The sequence below is a fragment of the Winslowiella sp. 2C04 genome, assembly GCF_050037805.1.
GTDB lineage: Bacteria > Pseudomonadota > Gammaproteobacteria > Enterobacterales > Enterobacteriaceae > Erwinia > Erwinia toletana_A.
In genome coordinates this window covers 2,454,143-2,471,519 of record NZ_CP188300.1, presented here as the reverse complement: position 1 = coordinate 2,471,519, position 17,377 = coordinate 2,454,143, and the positions used below count along the sequence as shown (strand labels likewise).

Here is a 17,377-nt window from a genome sequence, read left to right as displayed (position 1 = left end):
ACCGGCAGGCTTAGGCTGAACAAGAGGAATGCTAATGAGTGATAAAGTCCGTGTCGGTCTGGTGGGTTATGGCTTCGCCAGCAAAACGTTTCATGCTCCGCTAATTGCCGGTACCTCAGAAATGGAGCTGGCTGCGGTCTCCAGCAGCGACGCAGCGAAAGTTCATGCCGACTGGCCTGCCATGCAGGTGGTTGCCGATCCACAAACGCTGTTTGACGATCCGACCATTCAGGTCATTGTTATTCCTACGCCAAATGATACCCATTTCCCGCTGGCTAAAGCGGCGCTCAATGCGGGCAAACACGTAGTAGTCGATAAACCGTTCACCGTGACTCTGGCAGAGGCCCGCGAGCTGGATGCGCTGGCTAAAACCAAAGGCTTGTTGCTTTCGGTATTCCATAACCGCCGCTGGGACAGTGATTTCCTGACGCTGAAAGCTCTTCTGGCCGATGGCACGCTCGGTGAGGTGCGTTATCTTGAATCGCATTTCGATCGCTTCCGTCCGGAAGTCCGTCAGCGCTGGCGCGAAATGAAAGGAGCCGGTAGCGGTATCTGGTTTGATCTTGGTCCGCATGTGATCGATCAGGCGCTGCAACTGTTTGGCAAGCCGGATGCCATCAATGTTGATATGGCCGAGCTGCGTCCGGGTGCGCAAACCACTGACTATTTTCACGCGGTACTGACGTATCCACAGCGTCGGGTGGTACTGCACGGCAGTATGCTGGTGGCGGCGGAGTCGGCTCGCTTCCAGGTGCACGGCACGCGCGGCAGCTATATAAAATATGGTCTGGATCCGCAGGAAGATCGGCTGAAGGATGGTGCGCGCCCGCCGCAGGAAGACTGGGGTTATGATATGCGTGATGGCGTACTGACGCTGGCTGAAGGTGAGGTGATGGTGGAGAAAACGCTGCTGACGATCCCGGGCAATTATCCGGCTTACTATGCAGCGATCCGCGATGCGGTAAATGGCACAGGCAGTAACCCGGTCACTGCCGAAGAGGCGATTCAGGTTATGGAACTGATCGAGCTGGGCCTGCAATCAGCAGAGAAAGGACAGACGCTGTCGCTGTAGGGGCGGCTAATCCTTCTCGCCGCCCATGCACATTGCCTGCGATGATAACGGGAGCCGTTAACGGCTCCCCTGCAGGGCGACAACCTTCGCGCGTAGCGCTTGTTTCTCGGCTTCACTGATAAACGCAATCTTCAGGCCATTTTCCTGCGCGGTACGGATCTGCTGCGCGCTCAGGCCCGCTGCGGGTGCCGCTACCTGATATTCATGTGCCAGTTCAATACCCTGAACCGCCGGATCGTCAGTATTAATGGTGGCCAGCACCCCATGTTCGAGGAAGGTTGCCAGCGGATGATGGTGTAACTGTGCGACGGTGCTGGTCTGAATATTGGATGTCAGACAGGATTCGATACCAATCTGCTGTTCAGCCAGGAAATCCATCAGCGCCGGATCTTCTACTGCTTTCACGCCGTGGCCGATTCGCTCGGCACCCAGCTCTCGAATGGCCTGCCAGATGCTTTCCGGACCGGCGGCTTCACCGGCATGCACCGTGATGCGCAGTCCGGCATCGCGCGCGCGGTTAAAGTGGCTCAGGAACTGACTGCCAGGGAATCCCAGCTCATCACCGGCCAAATCAAGCGCGGTAATGCTGTCGCGATGAGCCAGTAAGCCCTCCAGCTCGCGCAGGCAGGCTTCTTCACCAAAGGTACGGCTCATAATCCCAATCAGTCGCACCTCGATATCATGCTGCTGGCAACCGGCTTTAATGCCGTCGATCACCGCTTCAACCACACCCGCTACCGGCAACTGATGGTTCATCGCCATATAACCCGGAGAGAAGCGCAGTTCGGTATAGTGAATACCGGCGCGCGCCGCATCCTCAACGTTTTCCTGCGCAATGCGGCGGCAGGCATCCAGCGAACCGAGCACTTTAACGCCCCAGTCCAGTTTTTGCAGGAAGCTGACCAGATCCGGCTCATTTTTCGTCACCTGCACGTGCGGACGCAGCGCGTCCAGCGTGCTGGCAGGCAGTGAGAGATTAAATTCGCGACCTAAATCAAGGATGGTTTGCGCACGAATATTACCGTCAAGGTGACGATGAATATCGGTGAGGGGAAGCTGGGTATCGATCATTTCGCACTCTCTGGATTGTATAAGGTGAAGTGCAGAGCAGTATAAAAACATCTTGCGCAAATACGCCAGAGAATTGCGCAACGCGACCGCTTAACTGCTGGTTAATTGGTCGCGCCTGTGACGGGGTACAGATTGACATCTAATCAAATAAGTCAAACATTTCATGCTCTTCTTTTATTATTCTTATTTCTGCGGCAGTCATGACGCGGATGCGGTCTGGCGTCACCTGCTGATGATAAAGATGTGCTTCATGGAAGTAACTGGCGCGATTGGTATAGAGATTGATATCCAGTGAATCGGCATTCTCCAGCGCTGCTGCGGTGGCGGCCGGATGCGACAAATGTTCAGCCAGCCCAGCTTTATTAATCGTCAGATTTTTCAACAGTGAAACGCCTTTCATTCCCCGGGCATCTATCTCATAAATATGAGCCGCGTTGCTTCCCCATTGCCGATAGCGTAATGCGCCAACCGCATTTTCAGCGACGATTAAGGCAGCACTTTCCTGTGAGGTCATTTTAGCCACGCCTCTGAAGGTGTTCGATGGCCTGAAACCAGTGCTTAAAATAATCGACGGCGGTGTTCTGTCTGCGCGATAAACTGGGGTAGTAAACATCTCTTCATGCAGCCCCTGGTCATTAAGATTTAACCCTGCGCGATTCATTTGCTGTGCCGCCTGCGCCGAATCCCCGCTTAGCCCTTGATGCATCACAGCCCCAAGACGCTGACGCAAGCCTTTAGTGGTGTTATTCAGCAGACGCCAGCCGCCCGCCGCCAAACCAATACCCAGCGACAGCATCCCGGCGGCAAATGACGCCCAACCCAGCTGCGCAGAGGCACGAGGATGCCGCTGGGCTATGGCGATACTGGCGATGCCGGTAATATCTGCGACCAGCGTTGAAGACTCCGCCAACGCGGCACTGAAACTAAAGCTGGCGGCAATCGAGGTTCCGGCGCTAAATATCGCACCCAGTATGCCAAGCAGGCCCAGCCCGATGCCAAGACCCGTCTGCCAGCTGAAATGGCCGGAGGGATCGGCGCGATTGATTGGGTCGCCTGCACAGTATGTGTAAGGGTTGATGCCGCCCGCATCAAACGGGCTGTAGTTGTCCGGGGTCGTAAAGCGTCTCAGTTGTGGATGGTAAGCCCGGTAGCCGTTACCCAGATGATAAACACCGCCGATCGGATCTGCACGTTCGCCATTAAAAGCCATCAGATGAGTATTCATAATCGCCTCCTTTAGTGAGAAAGCGCATTAATATCTGAGAAAATTCGTCAGGAATAATCATTAATCATCAATAAAATCGGTTTGTTATTGTTGTTTCAGCCCCGCGTTAACATGATGACATCACCGTCACTCTGTCAGGGGTGGACGGGCAGGGGCAGGCCAGATGATGACCTGCCACGATTAGCGGTTAAAAGATGCGGTTATTGATTTCTAAAGTTCTGACCTCTTCGGCAGACATTACCCGGATGCGGTCTGGCGTAATTTGCTGGTGATAAAGATGTACCTCATAAAATTCACTGGCTCGGTTAAAAACGCGATTAAACTCATCTTCATCAGCGGTGGCAAAAGCCAATCTGGCAGGCTCATCGTTGCGAATCAGCTGGGCAAGGCCGCTGCGGTTGAAGATATAGTTTTTCCAGAGTGAAACGCCTTTTACTCCCATTGCATCAATTTCATACACATACGACATCTCGCCTCTGAGACGGAATAGTGCTCTGAATTTCAGCACACCCAACACCCTTTCTGAGGCGATTAAAGCAGGTGTGTATTCGGGAATCATTTTCGGCACGCCTCTGAATATTTTGGAGGGGTCGAATCCGTCATTTAAGATGACTTCTGGCGGTAACCGGTCGACCCGATACACCTTCGAATTAAAAATGTTCTCGCGTAATCCCAGTCCGTTTAGCTCGGTGCCACCTGAATGAGATAATCCGGCGCGGTTCATTTGCCGCGCTGCCTGCGCGGCATCTCCGCTTAGCCCGGTATGCAGAACATTTCCCAGCCGCTGGCGCAGGCCTCTGGTTTCATTATTCAACATGCGCCAGCCACCTGCCGCCAGACCGGTGCCCAGCGACAGCATGCCGGCAGCCAGTGACAGCCAACCCAGCACCGTTGAGGCGCGGGAGTTGTGCTGGCCGGTGGCGATACTGGCGATGCCGGTGACATCCGCGACCAGCGCTGCAGACTCGGTCAGCGCGGCACTGAGACTGAGGGTGGCGGCAATCGACGTTCCGGCGCTAAATATCGCGCCGAGAATGCCCAGCAACCCCAGACCGATGCCGAGACCGGCCTGCCAGCTGAAATGGCCGGAGGGGTCGGCACGGTTGATTGGGTCGCCAGCACAGTATGCATAAGGATGAATACCGCCGGCGGCAAACGGGCTCAAGTTGTCCGGGGTAGTAAAGCGCATCAGTTGTGGATGGTAAGCCCGATAGCCGTTGCCAAGGTGGTAAGCACCACTGACGGGATCGGTACGCTCACCGTTAAAACTTAACATAGTATTATTCATTATATTTACGATCTCCGGTGTGAAAGAACGCGATTTATACCCCGGAAAAAGCAGAAAAAATAATCATTTATTATGAATAAAATCAATGTATTAAACTATTCACACTCTGATGCTGACGAAGTGATACGGCCGCCAGAAACCAGCAGTTAATCAGCGACGGCAGTCATTAATCGCACGTATCAGCCCCTGAACACCGAGCTCAAGTTTACTGCGCGGGCAGCCCACGTTAAGCCGGATAAAACCCTTGCCCTCGGTGCCATAGGTATAACCGGGCATAATCGCCACTTTTTGCTGTTCAATCAGATTTTGCTGCAACCGCTGATCATCCAGCTGTAAAGCACGCAAATCGATCCAGGCCAGATAGCTGGCCTGAGGCGGCTGCCAGTCAAGTTCAGGAAAATGGCGCTGCAACTGTTGGGCAAGATAGTGCAGATTGCTGCGCAGGTATGCGCGCAGCGCGTCAAGCCAGTCAGCGCCCTGTCGGTAAGCGGCAATATGTGCGGCAATCGTCATCACTGGTGGGGAGGAGAGACCGTCGGCATTTTTCAGCGCATCAAACCAGCGAGCGCGATCGTCTGGCTGGGTGATAAAACCATATGCGCCACCCAGCGCCGGAATATTGAAGCTTTTGGACGCGGAGGTAAACAGCGCACAGGGCTGAGATGCCACGCTTATCCAGGGGGTATGCGGTACATCACCGATGATCATATCCATATGAATCTCGTCGCTGATCACCTTAACCTGATAACGGGCGCACAGTTCGGCCATTTGTGCCAGTTCGCTGCGTAACCACACTTTGCCGGTCGGATTATGCGGACTGCACAGCAGCATAATTTTACAGCGCTGGCGTTTCAGCGCGTTTTCCAGCGCGGTCATATCACATTGCCAGTGATTGCCCTGTTTCTCCAGCGGGGCAGCCAGCACCTGACGATGATTACTTTCAATGGTTTTGTAAAAGGCATCATAAGCCGGGGTATGGATCAGCACGCTGTCACCTGGCTCTGACCACAGACGAATCATCTGTGCGACCATATAGATCACCGACGGGCCATAGACGAGGTGCTGTTGCTCGATATTCAGCCGAAATCGCTGCTGATACCACTGGCTGATAGCGCCCAGAAAGTCATCATGTTGCCAGCGGCTGTAACCAAACACGCCGTGAGTGACCCGCTGCTGTAGCGCGTCGATAATTACCGGCGCGGTAGCCAAGTCCATATCAGAGATGGTAAACGGCAGCAGATCCGGATGACCAAAACGGTCAGCGACAAAATCCCATTGGGTACACCAGCTTCCGCGCCGGTCGATCGTCCGATCAAAGTTAAACATCGCAACCTCACATAAAGCGGCAGCGGCTGCTGCCGTAAACCGGTTAATTCGCCGCGGTTTGCATCAGAAGAGTGATTTCATCTTTCACCGACTGCACCTGGGGGCCAATCACCACCTGCAGACTGTGAGCGTTAAGATGTACCACGCCGATAACGCGATAAGCCTTTAATGCGGCGTCGTCCACTTTGCTCATATCACTGACGGTGAGGCGCAGGCGCGTCAGGCAGTTGTCGAGTGAGGTGATATTGTCGACGCCGCCAAGCGCAGCCAGAATACCCGGCGCATTGTAGCCAGACTTGCCAATACCGGCACTGGAAAAGGTTTTGGCAATCGCCTCGCTGTTGTTATCGATTTCCCGACCTGGCGTTTTGATGTTGAAGCGCGTAATGGCGAAACGGAAAATCAGGTAGTAACTGACAAACCAGACAGCGGCAATCACCGGCACCCAGTACCATTTAGTCGAGAGTCCGTGCAGGATGCCGAACACGACGAAATCAATCACATTGCCGTCGGTGTTACCGATGGTAACGCCGAGGACTGCCATCACGGTAAAACCGAGGCCGGTCAGCAGCGCATGGACCAGATACAGCAGCGGCGCGATAAACAGGAACAGAAATTCAATCGGCTCGGTCGTACCGCCTACCACGCAGGCCACCACGCCTGAAATCAGCAGTCCCTTAATCTTAGGCCGGTTTTCCGGGCGGGCGCAGTGATAGATTGCCAGTGCGGCACCCGGTAAGCCACCCAGAAACGCGGGCATCTTACCCTGAGAGAGAAAGCGGGTTGCGCTCTCTGCAAAGGCACTGGAGGTTGGACAGGAGAGCTGGGCCTGAAAAATGGTCAGGGCACCACTGACGCTGTGACCGCACACCTCCATGGTGCCACCGGCATCGGTAAAGCGAATAATCGCCACCAGAATATGCTGCAGCCCAAATGGCAGCAGCAGTCGTTCCCCGGTGCCGAAAATCATCGGTCCAAAGTCACCGGCACCGTTAATAATCCAACCGAGACCACGGATCCCCGCCGCAAACACCGGCCAGATTAGCGGCACGGTCAGGCCTACAAGACCCATTACCAGCGTCGTAACGATCGGCACAAAGCGCGTACCGCCAAAGAAGGCCAGCGCATCGGGCAGGCGAATGGTGTGAAAGCGCTCATGGAGCCAGAACACCACAATACCGACAATTACCGCACCCAGAATGCCAGTGTCTATCGACTGAATGCCGATAATATTCTGAATGTTATTGGCTTTCAGCACCGCAGCATCGCTGGTGGGCAAAATGCCTTTGGCAGTCAGCCAGAAGTTAACCGCCAGATTCATCACGGCGAAACCCACGAAGCCGGAAAATGCCGCAACGCCTTTATTCTCACGCGCCATGCCTAATGGAATGGCGATGGCAAACATCACGGGCAGGTAGCTGAAGGCGAAAGAGCCAATTTTGCTCATCCAGGTGAAGATCAGCTGTAGGACAGAATGGTCAAGAAACGGCAGTAAAGTGATCACATCGTGACTGCTCAAGGAGCTGCCGATGCCGAGCATAATCCCGCAAAAGGAGAGTAGCGCAACCGGCAACATAAAGGTTTTCCCCAGACTCTGGAAAAATTCCCACACGGATATTTTTGGTTTTTGGGTGGACATACACTCTCCTGGCAAAAAACTCAGCCACTGCTGAGGTAAAACAAGATAAAACGTTTTACCAGGATTTAATGCGAGTCTGCTCACATATTGATTGCCGCTAAGGGTTTTCATTAGTTGACTGACGGTGTAACGTTTTATCTGTCCGGTTGACTGACTAACCGACCTCTTGCGGCAAAACTGGCGAACTATGTCTCAGAAAAAAATAACTATTACCGATGTTGCTGATGAAGCGGGCATTTCGGTGACCACCGTCTCTCTGGTGTTGTCCGGAAAGGGACGAATTTCTCCCGCTACTGCTGAACGTGTGAATCGGGCGATTGAAAAGCTGGGCTATATCCCTAATCGTTCGGCGGCAATGCTTCGCGGTGGCGACAGCGGCGTTATTGGACTGATCGTGCGTGATATCTGTAATCCGTTTTATGCTGAAATGACCGCCGGACTGAGTGAGGCGCTGGAAAAGCAGGGCAAAGTCCTGTTTCTGACGCAGAGTGGCGCTCAGGGGCAAAATCTTAACCGCTGTTTTGATTCGCTGGTGGCACAGGGCGTTGATGCCATCGTGCTGGGCGGAGGAGCGGAGAATGCCGGTGAGATTGCTGTCAGAGCGCGTGATGCAGGGATTACACTGATTTGCGCTTCACGTGCCAGTTCGCTGGATGCAACCGACTCGATTCGCCCGGATAATATGCACGCGGCAAAACTGGCAACTGAATATTTGATTAAACGTGGGCATCACTGCATCGCATGGCTTGGGGGCTCCGGTTCCTCGTTAACCCGGGCTGAGCGTATTGGTGGTTACTGCTCTTCGCTGATGCAGTACGGCTTACCGTTTCGCAGCGAATGGATTATTGAATGTGGCAGCCATCAGCGCGACGCGGCAGAGCTGACCGCCCAGCTGATTCAACAGCATCCGACGATTACCGCGATTCTGTGTCATAACGCCTCAGTTGCACTCGGCTGCTATTTTGGTCTGCAACGCAGCGGTCGCAGTATTGGTAAAGGTGGGCTGGACAGCTATTACAGCCAGCAGATGGCGCTGGTGGGATTCGGTGATGTGCCGGAAGCGCAACTGACCGATCCGCCGCTGACCTTTATCACCAGTTCTGCACGTGAAATTGGTCGCAGCGCCGCCGCACGTCTGTTACAGCGTATGGCCGATCCACAGGGAGATATTCAGAATGTGATTATGCCTTCGACGTTAATTGAGCGCGGGTCGGCATAAAGCAGAGGGTAATGTTTTTGCGGCATCATCCTAAGAAAGGGCGGCAGAGCGCCGCCCGGAAGAAAAGTATTACTCGGCAGGCAACCCTTCCGGCATCGCCGTCATGCCGCCCAGCATATAGCGAGCCAGGAACTGATCGAGCGGCATTTTCTCGCCGTTCATCGTCACCTGACCGTTGCCGTATTGCAGGCTGGTAACGATATTATCATCCTGTTGCGTGGTCAGTTTAAACATCTGGCCCATAGCCGCGATGCCTTTGACCTGCTGCTCAGCCAGTTTCGCTGCCTGTTCCTGCGGATGGCCTTCTGCCATCGCCACATGGGTCATCAGCTCGGTTGCCATATCCATCGAGATCACCAGCTTACCGTCCAGCGTTTTCAGCACGCGATCGGCAGCCTGGTTGATGTTCTGCGCCTGGCCGGTAGCGGTGGAAGGATCGTTAAAGTGTACTGACAGATTAAAGCTGCTCTCACCCTTATCGTTCTTCCAGCTTAGCGGTGCCACGGTAATCACCGGACCACCTTCCAGCAGAGTCGGCAGATTAGCCACCAGAATCTGATTCACCTGTTCCTGATAACGCTGCGGATCTTCTGCAATGCCCGGCTGATTCAGCAGCGCCTGCATCTCAGCATTGTAATTTTCAGAGAAGGTTTTCAGCGCTTTACCATCAAGTTGTGACAGTTTCATCGACAGCTTGCCCTGACCAAACGACTGATTCTGCATCATCAGATTGTCGAGGGTGTAATCGATGGTGCCTGATACCACGTTATCTTTGGAATCAAAGCTGGAAGTGCCTTGTAAACCTTCCAGCGTTAACGCTTCCTTGCCATTGACGCTGGCGGTCAGTTTTTTCAGGTTGATACCCTGATCGCCAATTCGCACACCTTGCGGGCTAAGATGGGTATTGGCATTGGCTTTCACGCCGTTCAGCGTAAACAGCACGGGCATATCCAGCTGATTTTTTGTGGTGATGGCGATGCTGTCGATATCACCATCAAAACTGACTTTATCGCCTTTATCATCGGCATCAATATTCAGGGTGCCGCCATTCCAGGCGAAACGGTGGCCGCTTTCGGCATTCTGATAATCAACCGGTAACAGTTTGATCGCCGACGAGGTGGCACCGCTGTAACTGAAGCGGGTATCAGCCTGCACCAGAGATTCACCTTTCGTCAGTTCAAACAGCGGCTTCACCGCATCGGTGTTTTCCAGCTCGCTATGTACTGAGGCCATCGACGGCAGCAGATTAAACTTCTTCAACTGGGCAAACGGGAAGGGACCATGATCGATCTTTTCATTGAAGACAATGCTCTGACCCGGCTTAAGCAGTGAGTTATCTTCGGTTTGTGAGCTGGCCTGCACCACCAGTTTGGCGCTACTGCTGAACAGGCCGCGCTGGTATTCCTGATAGCTCACCTTCAGGCGGCTGTCCGGGGCAATATTATTCAGCTGTGCATTGGCGTTCTGAACCAGGGTGTCCATATGGGTTTCGAGCTGCTTACCAGTGAACCAGGCACCGCCGGTCCAGATAACACCTAATGCAACCACTACGCCTACTGCAATCTTGGTCTTTTTCATCTTCTGTCGTCGTCCTTTCACTGATTTCAAGCGCTACCTGAGCAATCCTCTCACCGGCAGCGCAGAAAAACGCCCGGCGGGCGTTTTTGTTAATAGCTTGAATAATAATAGCAATTGATGCGGCTGGCGTCAGCCCAATGTCACAATGCGTTATACACCCGGGCAAGGCGTCCGCTGCCGCTGACGGTTGGCGACGGCTCATTGGCGGCAATAAAACAGCTTTCTCCCGGCTGTAGTACCAGCTGCTGCTGAGCAGTAGCGATGGTCGCCTCGCCATCGATACAGAACAGGATAGCTGCACTTGATTGAGAAATCGAAACTGGCGTATCACTCAGGGTATAAATCGAGAACGCAAAGTCAGCCACCGGGATCGGGAAGTTCAGCGTGTTGCCATCAACCTGAGGCTGGGTTAGCAGCTGGTGGTAGGGGCTTGGGGTAAATTTAACGTTGGCCAGCAACTCAGCGATATCAATGTATTTCGGCGTCAGTCCGGCGCGCAGCACGTTATCTGAGTTAGCCATCACCTCCAGCGCAACCCCTTGCAGATAAGCATGCGGTGTTTCGGCAAACAGAAACATCGCTTCGCCAGGTTGTAACTCAATCACGTTCAACAGCAACGGCGAAAATAAACCGTTGTCATCCGGATAGTGACTGGAGATAGATCGGATGGTTTCCCAAGGCTGACCTTGCTGACTGTTAAGTGCCGCCTTCAGTACGCCGAGCGCCCGGGACTTGGTTTCACCTGCGGATGACAGCAAGCTGGCAAACAGCTGCGCCAGGCCTTCGCTGTCGGCGTGCTGCAAAAATTGAGCAATCGCCGGATGCGCGCCCGCGACCGGTTGCAGCAGGGAAATAATCTCATGCATTTCCCGAAAACCGTTAATCGCAAGGAACGGGGTCAGGGCATACACCAGCTCTGGCTTATGATTGGCATCTTTATAATTGCGTTCGGCGGCGGTGAGCTCGATACCGGCGGCATTCTCTTTGGCAAAACCGGCTTCGGCTGCCGACTTGCTTGGATGAACCTGAATTGACAATGGCTGATCGGCGCAGAGAACTTTAAACAGAAAAGGCAATTCACCAAAGCGTTCAGCCACCGGTTTTCCCAGTAACTGCGCTTTATCCGCATCAATCAGCTCACGCAGGCTGTGCTTTTCGCCATCAATTTCCACCCACGAAGGGCTTTTCGGGTGCGCGCCCATCCACATCTCTGCCATCGGTAAATGTTGCGGATTGGCAATACCATACAGTTCAGTGAGTGCAGTTTTGCTGCCCCATGCATAGTTTTGCAGTGAATTGATCAATTTCTGCATCATAGATTCCTGTTAAGCTCAATTTAACTCGGCACATTAAAGCAGAATCCGTAATTAAAAGAACAGCAGATGTGCAATAAGGACGATTAAGTCTCATAATGTTAAATTACGATGTGTCAGACTATCGCGCGCCCTTGTTAGCCAACCCGGATGTAAGGGCCATTAAACCAAAAGTACGTGCTAAGGAGACAGGAATGCCAGCCAACCGCATTGAAAAAGACTCAATGGGACCTATTGATGTTCCGGCTGATAAACTTTGGGGCGCCCAGACTCAGCGCTCACTTGAACACTTTCGCATTTCCACCGAAAAGATGCCGACTGCGCTGGTACATGCGCTGGCGCTGACCAAACGGGCAGCGGCTAAAGTGAACAGTGATTTAGGCTTGCTGGCTAATGAGCGCGCTGTCGCCATTATCAAAGCGGCAGACGAAGTCCTCGACGATCAACATAGCAACGAATTCCCGCTGGCAATCTGGCAGACCGGTTCCGGTACCCAGACCAATATGAACATGAACGAAGTACTGGCAAACCGCGCAAGTGAAATTCTTGGCGGCGAGCGCGGTATGTCGCGTCTGGTTCACCCGAATGATGACGTCAACAAGAGCCAGAGCTCCAATGACGTGTTCCCGACTGCCATGCATGTTGCAGCAGTTATCGCGGTAAGTGAGCAATTGATTCCACAGTTGAAGACGCTGAAGCAAACGCTGCAAGAAAAGGCTGAAGCTTACAAAGACATCGTTAAAATTGGCCGTACGCACCTGCAGGATGCGACGCCATTGACGCTGGGTCAGGCGATTTCTGGCTGGGTGGCTGCGCTGGAGCACAGCCTGAAACATGTTGAACAGAGTATTCCGCATGTGGCAGAACTGGCGCTCGGCGGTACCGCGGTCGGCACTGGTCTGAACACCCATCCGGAATATGCGGTGCGTGTCGCCAAAGAGCTGGCGGAACTGACCAAACAACCTTTCGTTACCGCGCCGAATAAGTTTGAAGCGCTGGCGGCTTGTGATGCATTGGTTCACGCTCACGGCGCGCTGAAAGGTCTGGCGGCCTCGCTGATGAAGATTGCCAACGATGTGCGCTGGCTCTCTTCTGGTCCGCGTTGCGGCATCGGGGAAATTGCTATTCCTGAGAACGAGCCAGGCAGCTCTATTATGCCAGGTAAAGTTAACCCGACGCAGTGTGAAGCATTGACCATGCTGTGCTGTCAGGTAATGGGTAACGATGTTGCCATCAATATCGGTGGCGCATCCGGTAACTTTGAACTGAACGTATACCGTCCGATGATTATTCATAACTTCCTGCAATCTGTGCGCCTGCTGGCAGACGGTATGGACAGCTTTAATCATCACTGTGCGGTTGGTATTGAGCCAAATCGCGACCGTATTACGCAGCTGCTCAATGAGTCACTGATGCTGGTTACCGCGCTGAATACCCACATTGGTTATGATAAAGCGGCTGAGATTGCCAAAAAAGCGCATAAAGAAGGGCTGACGCTGAAAGGTTCCGCTCTGAAACTGGGATATCTGACTGAAGAAGAGTTCGATGCCTGGGTTCGTCCGGAAGATATGGTTGGCAGTATGAAATCATAATTAGTTGAATTATTTTATTAGGGCGACATTAATGTCGCCCTTTTTTATTTCTTTTCAAGTAATGTCGCCCTCCATTATATTAAATAAGCGCTTTTTGGTAGTGCGTGAATTTAATAAGCATACAATCTCCCCCGGTTATTGATGTTCAATCCAATCTACATTAATATGCGTCAGCGTCTTGTAATAGGGCGTACAGGAGAAAATTTTTTTGTTAAATATAAAGGAGTTTTATTTTTATGGAAAATAATAAGCGTTACATGTTTTCTTTGTGTCTGATGATGGCACCGCTATTCTCTTATGCGGCGACCACAATTGATGACTTACAATATATTGCAACAGGCACTGCGGGTACCCCCGTATCCGGAGACTGTACAGCAAGTTTAGATCACACCACCGGTGACCTTGGCCAGATCAACCTCAGCCAGACGCTGCTGCTCGCGAATCCTTTTACCCTTCAGGTTAACTGTGATTCACCGCAGTTAGTAAAGTTTAAATTTGTCGATAACTCAGCGACGGTCAACCCCGAGAATGGTGCCTATGTGCTTAACGACACTGATGGCGGCGTGATCTCTAAGCTGGTTGAGTTTAAGGGTGTTACCGCTAAAGCTGATAATAACAATGTAACGCTCTACCATGATGCTTTCGACAATGGGAGTAATTTTAATCCAGTCACTTATTTAGTGAAAATAGGTGCGGTCTATTTCGGTGACCGCACCACGCCGAGAAAAGATTATCAGGTTAAAGTAGGGCAGATTGCTTTCCGTAATTTAACCGACATCGTTGCTCCGGTAACAGAAAAAAATGTTATCGTAAGCGGTAACTTTATTATTCAATACGGTTTCTGATAAATAACAATTTTAATAATAACTTCCGGCTCGGTTTTTTATCGAGCCTTTTAAACGCCGGTAAATATCATGATAATCTCACGCTTACTTTGCCTAAGTGCATTGCTATTACCTTTATCTGCCATGAGCACTAATTTTAAACTGGAAAGTATGCAGGCGCTATTAACGCCTGACATACGTGAATTTCGTATGGAGGTGACCAATGTCGATAAAGTGCCGATGTTGTTAGTCACCAAAGTAGAAGACCAGGTTGGGGAAACCCGCTACGCCAGCCAGATAATGGTGTTTCCGCCGGTGATCCGCATTGATGCGGGAGCGACCCAATTTATTCGTTTACGGTTAAAACAAGATGCCCCAGCATTGCCGCAGGATGTCCTGCTGCGCCTCAATCTGACCGGAGTAGGGCAGATGTCGCAGGGGAACTATCTTGGGGTGGGTCTGAGCCAGGTGATTCCCTTAGTGGTGCGTTCAGCAAGTTATGCCACAGGCTCAAGCGTCTGGAGCGATCTGCGCTGGCAACAACATACTAATCAGCTGGTGGTAACGAATACCGGAGATCGGCTGGTGCGCCTGCAACCTGCCGTGACGCTGATGCCTGCCGCAGAAAAGCTGACGTTAAGCCGCGCTTATTTACGTCCGCATGAGACACTGACACTACCGATCAGCAGCAGTAATATCAGCGATGTAAAAATCAGTCCCTTCGACAGTAAAGGCTTGCTGAGCAAGCCTGTCAGCATTACGCCACGCTGAGATGCATGATGAGAGCTTATCGGGCTATGGTGGCCGGTCTGTTAACCGTTGTGTTCATTTCACCGCTTAATATCGCTTATGCGCAAGATTTTGATATCACACAGCTACGGGCGCTCGGCTATGGTGAGGATATTGCGCAGTTCTTTTCGACCGGCACGCGCTTTTTACCGGGTAAGCAGTGGGTCTCACTGTCGGTAAACGGCCAGCGAGCGCAACCCCAGGAAGTTGAATTTACCGCTGACGGTGAGCTGTGTCTGGATCGGGTGATGGCCAGCAGGCTAACGCTTAAGTCGGAATGGTTCCCGGCGCAGGGCTGTGTCAGCCTGGATCAGCACATTCCTTTATCTACGGTCACGCTGCTACCGGCACAGGGTGGGGTACAAATAACCGTACCGCAGAGCGCGTTTACATCACAAGCGGAGGGCTTCCGCTATGGCGGTAATGGGCTAATGATGAACTACGATATTTATCATTATTCCACCCGTGGTGGTCGTTCAGCCGCCACCGATGCCAGCCAGCTGAGCGTCGAATACGGCGCTAACTTTTCCAACTGGGTACTGCGCAGCGTTGATGATTTCACCCATAACAGCCGCTATGGCAGTGAGACACGGCATCAACAAGCCTGGCTGGCACGTGGGGTACCGCTGTTAGCGGCTGTTTTTCAGGCGGGTGAACTGCTTACCCAGACGCAGCGTTTTTCTGGATTGCCAATTAATGGCGTGCAGCTGGTGAGTGACAGCGCGTTGACCAGCGCGCTGAATAACAATAATACCCCGATCATTGGCAGTGCCAACGATAATGCCACCGTTGAGATTTGGCAAAATGGCAGAATGCTCTACCGCACCCGGGTAGCGTCGGGACCATTCGCACTGAATAACGTATCGGGCCTGTCACCGCTGTCAGAGGTTGAGGTGCTGGTGCGTGAAGAGAGTGGCAGTGAAAAACGGTTTATCACCCGAGTGGATCCGCTGGCGAGTGGCCGTCTCTCGGTCGCACCTGAATATGCACTGGCCATTGGCAGCTGGCGTAACCAGCCCGGGATGAACAGTGAAAATCATGCTGCGCCGTTATTAACCGGTGCCTGGGGGCAGGGCATCGGGCAGCGCAGCCGTGTCGACAGCTCATTGCTAATGGCTGAAGCGGCACAGGGAAGCGCGCTGCGTTTAAGCCATAAGCCACTACCGGCATTGAATCTTGATACAGAAGTTGCACTGAGCCGAACTACCGTCAAAAGCGATAACCAGCAGAGCCATATCCAGCAGGGACAACTCTATAGCCTGGCGGGCAGTTATCAGTTTGCACCCTGGTTAAATTTCACTGCCAGTGGCAACTGGCAATCGGCGGGTTTTTTCTCTCCTTATACGGCTTTAGTCAGTCAGCCCTATAGCCAGAGTGAAGACAGCCTCGGCTATTACCTTGCCAGTCAGCTTTCCAGTGAGGATTTTGGCTCGTTAAGCACCTGGTACTCGGCCAGCCGGGGCAATGGTATCAGTAATACTTACGGCGTCAGCTGGCGAAAAAACATTGCCCGTGCCACGTTAAATCTGAGCTGGCAACACTCTGAAAGTCAATACTGGTCTGCCGACCAGCCAAAAGGCTCTGGCCTGGTTGATCGCGACAGAATCATGCTTAACACCACCATTCCTTTTGGCAAAGCGCAGTCAATCGGCTTCAGCGCCAGTCGGGATAGTCAGACCGGCAGTCAGTCTTCGATGGTTTACGACCATCGCGTCGATGATCGGTTCGCTTACAGCCTCAGTCGCAGCAACTCCCGCAATACCAGCAATTCACGCGCGTATCTGAGGGGGAAAACTGATTTTGCACGCTACAACCTCAGCTATCAGCAGCAGGATGAGGGGCGTAAAAATGTCACTCTCGGCACCAAGGGATCGCTGGCGCTGGCGAAGGGGCAATGGCTGGCGCACTCTCAATCAATTGACGATACCTGGGGAGTGTTACTGGTGCCGGAACTGGCCGGAGTTAAAGTGAGTGGGGCCGGAAGCGGGCGTACCAGTAACAGTGGAAGCGTGCTGTTACCCTCGCTTTCGCCGTGGCAGGAGTCTGAAATCAGGCTGGATACGCAGAATATTCCTTTCGATGTTCAGGTTGGCAGCGTCAGGGAAAAAGTGCGCCCGGCTCGTGGATCGATGTTAAGTCTGGAAATCCCGACCAAAATTAATCGCGCAGTGTTACTCACCGTACGCGATCAAAACCAGCAATTTATAGCTTATGGATCATCGGTGTTAAATATGAGCGGACAGCTAACGGGCATCATCAGCGATCGGGGAGGCCTGCTGCTGACCGATGTTAATGAGAAACAAGCCTTGCAGATCAAACTGGTTAACGGTGGGCGTTGCCAGCTTGATTACGCTTTGCCTGCACGCTGGCACCCCGGGCGCGAATATGAACAAGGCGAAGCACGATGCCTACTCTGATTTGCCGCCTGTGAACAGGGCATG

Annotated in this window: 13 protein-coding genes; 6 read left to right on the top strand and 7 right to left on the bottom strand. The window is 52.7% G+C overall.

Going from position 1 to position 17,377, the window contains the following annotated elements:
- The first annotated feature begins 34 nt into the window (after positions 1-34).
- On the top strand, positions 35-1,072 hold the full coding sequence (locus ACP3TC_RS10975) for an oxidoreductase (protein ID WP_426818223.1): 1,038 nt from the start codon (positions 35-37) through the stop codon (positions 1,070-1,072).
- Between the two features lie 57 nt (positions 1,073-1,129).
- Here the strand turns inward: ACP3TC_RS10975 and add are convergent, their stop codons facing one another.
- From add to malX, 5 genes are all read right to left on the bottom strand, one after another.
- A complete protein-coding gene (gene add / locus ACP3TC_RS10970) occupies positions 1,130-2,143 on the bottom strand; it encodes an adenosine deaminase (RefSeq protein ID WP_313857423.1) in 1,014 nt (337 codons plus the stop codon).
- Between the two features lie 139 nt (positions 2,144-2,282).
- Positions 2,283-3,368: an RHS repeat-associated core domain-containing protein gene (locus tag ACP3TC_RS10965; RefSeq protein WP_426818222.1), complete on the bottom strand. Its 1,086-nt coding sequence runs from the start codon at positions 3,366-3,368 to the stop codon at positions 2,283-2,285.
- 187 nt (positions 3,369-3,555) lie between these two features.
- Positions 3,556-4,656: an RHS repeat-associated core domain-containing protein gene (locus ACP3TC_RS10960; protein ID WP_426818221.1), complete on the bottom strand. Its 1,101-nt coding sequence runs from the start codon at positions 4,654-4,656 to the stop codon at positions 3,556-3,558.
- Positions 4,657-4,806: 150 nt separating this feature from the next.
- Positions 4,807-5,982: a MalY/PatB family protein gene (locus ACP3TC_RS10955; protein WP_426818220.1), complete on the bottom strand. Its 1,176-nt coding sequence runs from the start codon at positions 5,980-5,982 to the stop codon at positions 4,807-4,809.
- 43 nt (positions 5,983-6,025) lie between these two features.
- The gene (gene malX, locus ACP3TC_RS10950; protein ID WP_313857429.1) at positions 6,026-7,621 is read right to left on the bottom strand and encodes a maltose/glucose-specific PTS transporter subunit IIBC; all 1,596 of its coding nucleotides are present in this window, start codon (positions 7,619-7,621) and stop codon (positions 6,026-6,028) included.
- A 187-nt stretch (positions 7,622-7,808) separates the two neighbouring features.
- On the opposite strand from malX, the gene ACP3TC_RS10945 reads away from it, so the two are divergent.
- On the top strand, positions 7,809-8,840 hold the full coding sequence (locus ACP3TC_RS10945) for a Mal regulon transcriptional regulator MalI (RefSeq protein ID WP_426818219.1): 1,032 nt from the start codon (positions 7,809-7,811) through the stop codon (positions 8,838-8,840).
- 69 nt (positions 8,841-8,909) lie between these two features.
- Here ACP3TC_RS10945 and ACP3TC_RS10940 read toward each other — a convergent pair whose 3' ends face one another.
- Positions 8,910-10,418 carry a YdgA family protein gene (locus ACP3TC_RS10940; RefSeq protein WP_426818218.1) on the bottom strand — a complete coding sequence of 503 codons (1,509 nt, stop codon included), beginning with the start codon at positions 10,416-10,418 and terminating at the stop codon, positions 8,910-8,912.
- 140 nt (positions 10,419-10,558) lie between these two features.
- Positions 10,559-11,731 (bottom strand): mannose-6-phosphate isomerase, encoded by a 1,173-nt coding sequence (gene manA / locus ACP3TC_RS10935; protein ID WP_426818267.1) that lies wholly within the window; start codon positions 11,729-11,731, stop codon positions 10,559-10,561.
- 194 nt (positions 11,732-11,925) lie between these two features.
- On the opposite strand from manA, the gene fumC reads away from it, so the two are divergent.
- The 4 genes from fumC to ACP3TC_RS10915 all read left to right on the top strand — a co-directional run bounded on the left by fumC (position 11,926) and on the right by ACP3TC_RS10915 (position 17,353).
- Entirely contained in the window at positions 11,926-13,323 is a 1,398-nt protein-coding gene (gene fumC, locus ACP3TC_RS10930) for a class II fumarate hydratase (RefSeq protein ID WP_313857433.1), read from the top strand.
- A gap of 236 nt (positions 13,324-13,559) precedes the next feature.
- Positions 13,560-14,168: a hypothetical protein gene (locus ACP3TC_RS10925; protein ID WP_313857434.1), complete on the top strand. Its 609-nt coding sequence runs from the start codon at positions 13,560-13,562 to the stop codon at positions 14,166-14,168.
- Between the two features lie 123 nt (positions 14,169-14,291).
- Entirely contained in the window at positions 14,292-14,918 is a 627-nt protein-coding gene (locus ACP3TC_RS10920) for a fimbria/pilus periplasmic chaperone (protein ID WP_313857435.1), read from the top strand.
- A 5-nt stretch (positions 14,919-14,923) separates the two neighbouring features.
- Positions 14,924-17,353: a fimbria/pilus outer membrane usher protein gene (locus ACP3TC_RS10915; RefSeq protein ID WP_426818217.1), complete on the top strand. Its 2,430-nt coding sequence runs from the start codon at positions 14,924-14,926 to the stop codon at positions 17,351-17,353.
- The last annotated feature ends 24 nt before the right edge of the window (positions 17,354-17,377 follow it).

Excerpts from the sequence above, each read along its gene's own strand:
- fumC (WP_313857433.1), top strand. The coding sequence starts at position 11,926 with ATGCCAGCCAACCGCATTGAAAAAGACTCAATGGGACCTATTGATGTT.
- ACP3TC_RS10925 (WP_313857434.1), top strand. The coding sequence starts at position 13,560 with ATGGAAAATAATAAGCGTTACATGTTTTCTTTGTGTCTGATGATGGCA.
- ACP3TC_RS10920 (WP_313857435.1), top strand. The coding sequence starts at position 14,292 with ATGAGCACTAATTTTAAACTGGAAAGTATGCAGGCGCTATTAACGCCT.
- manA (WP_426818267.1), bottom strand. The coding sequence starts at position 11,731 with ATGCAGAAATTGATCAATTCACTGCAAAACTATGCATGGGGCAGCAAA.
- ACP3TC_RS10955 (WP_426818220.1), bottom strand. The coding sequence starts at position 5,982 with ATGTTTAACTTTGATCGGACGATCGACCGGCGCGGAAGCTGGTGTACC.
- ACP3TC_RS10965 (WP_426818222.1), bottom strand. The coding sequence starts at position 3,368 with ATGAATACTCATCTGATGGCTTTTAATGGCGAACGTGCAGATCCGATC.
- add (WP_313857423.1), bottom strand. The coding sequence starts at position 2,143 with ATGATCGATACCCAGCTTCCCCTCACCGATATTCATCGTCACCTTGAC.
- malX (WP_313857429.1), bottom strand. The coding sequence starts at position 7,621 with ATGTCCACCCAAAAACCAAAAATATCCGTGTGGGAATTTTTCCAGAGT.
- ACP3TC_RS10960 (WP_426818221.1), bottom strand. The coding sequence starts at position 4,656 with ATGAATAATACTATGTTAAGTTTTAACGGTGAGCGTACCGATCCCGTC.
- ACP3TC_RS10940 (WP_426818218.1), bottom strand. The coding sequence starts at position 10,418 with ATGAAAAAGACCAAGATTGCAGTAGGCGTAGTGGTTGCATTAGGTGTT.
- ACP3TC_RS10945 (WP_426818219.1), top strand. The coding sequence starts at position 7,809 with ATGTCTCAGAAAAAAATAACTATTACCGATGTTGCTGATGAAGCGGGC.
- ACP3TC_RS10975 (WP_426818223.1), top strand. The coding sequence starts at position 35 with ATGAGTGATAAAGTCCGTGTCGGTCTGGTGGGTTATGGCTTCGCCAGC.
- ACP3TC_RS10915 (WP_426818217.1), top strand. The coding sequence starts at position 14,924 with ATGATGAGAGCTTATCGGGCTATGGTGGCCGGTCTGTTAACCGTTGTG.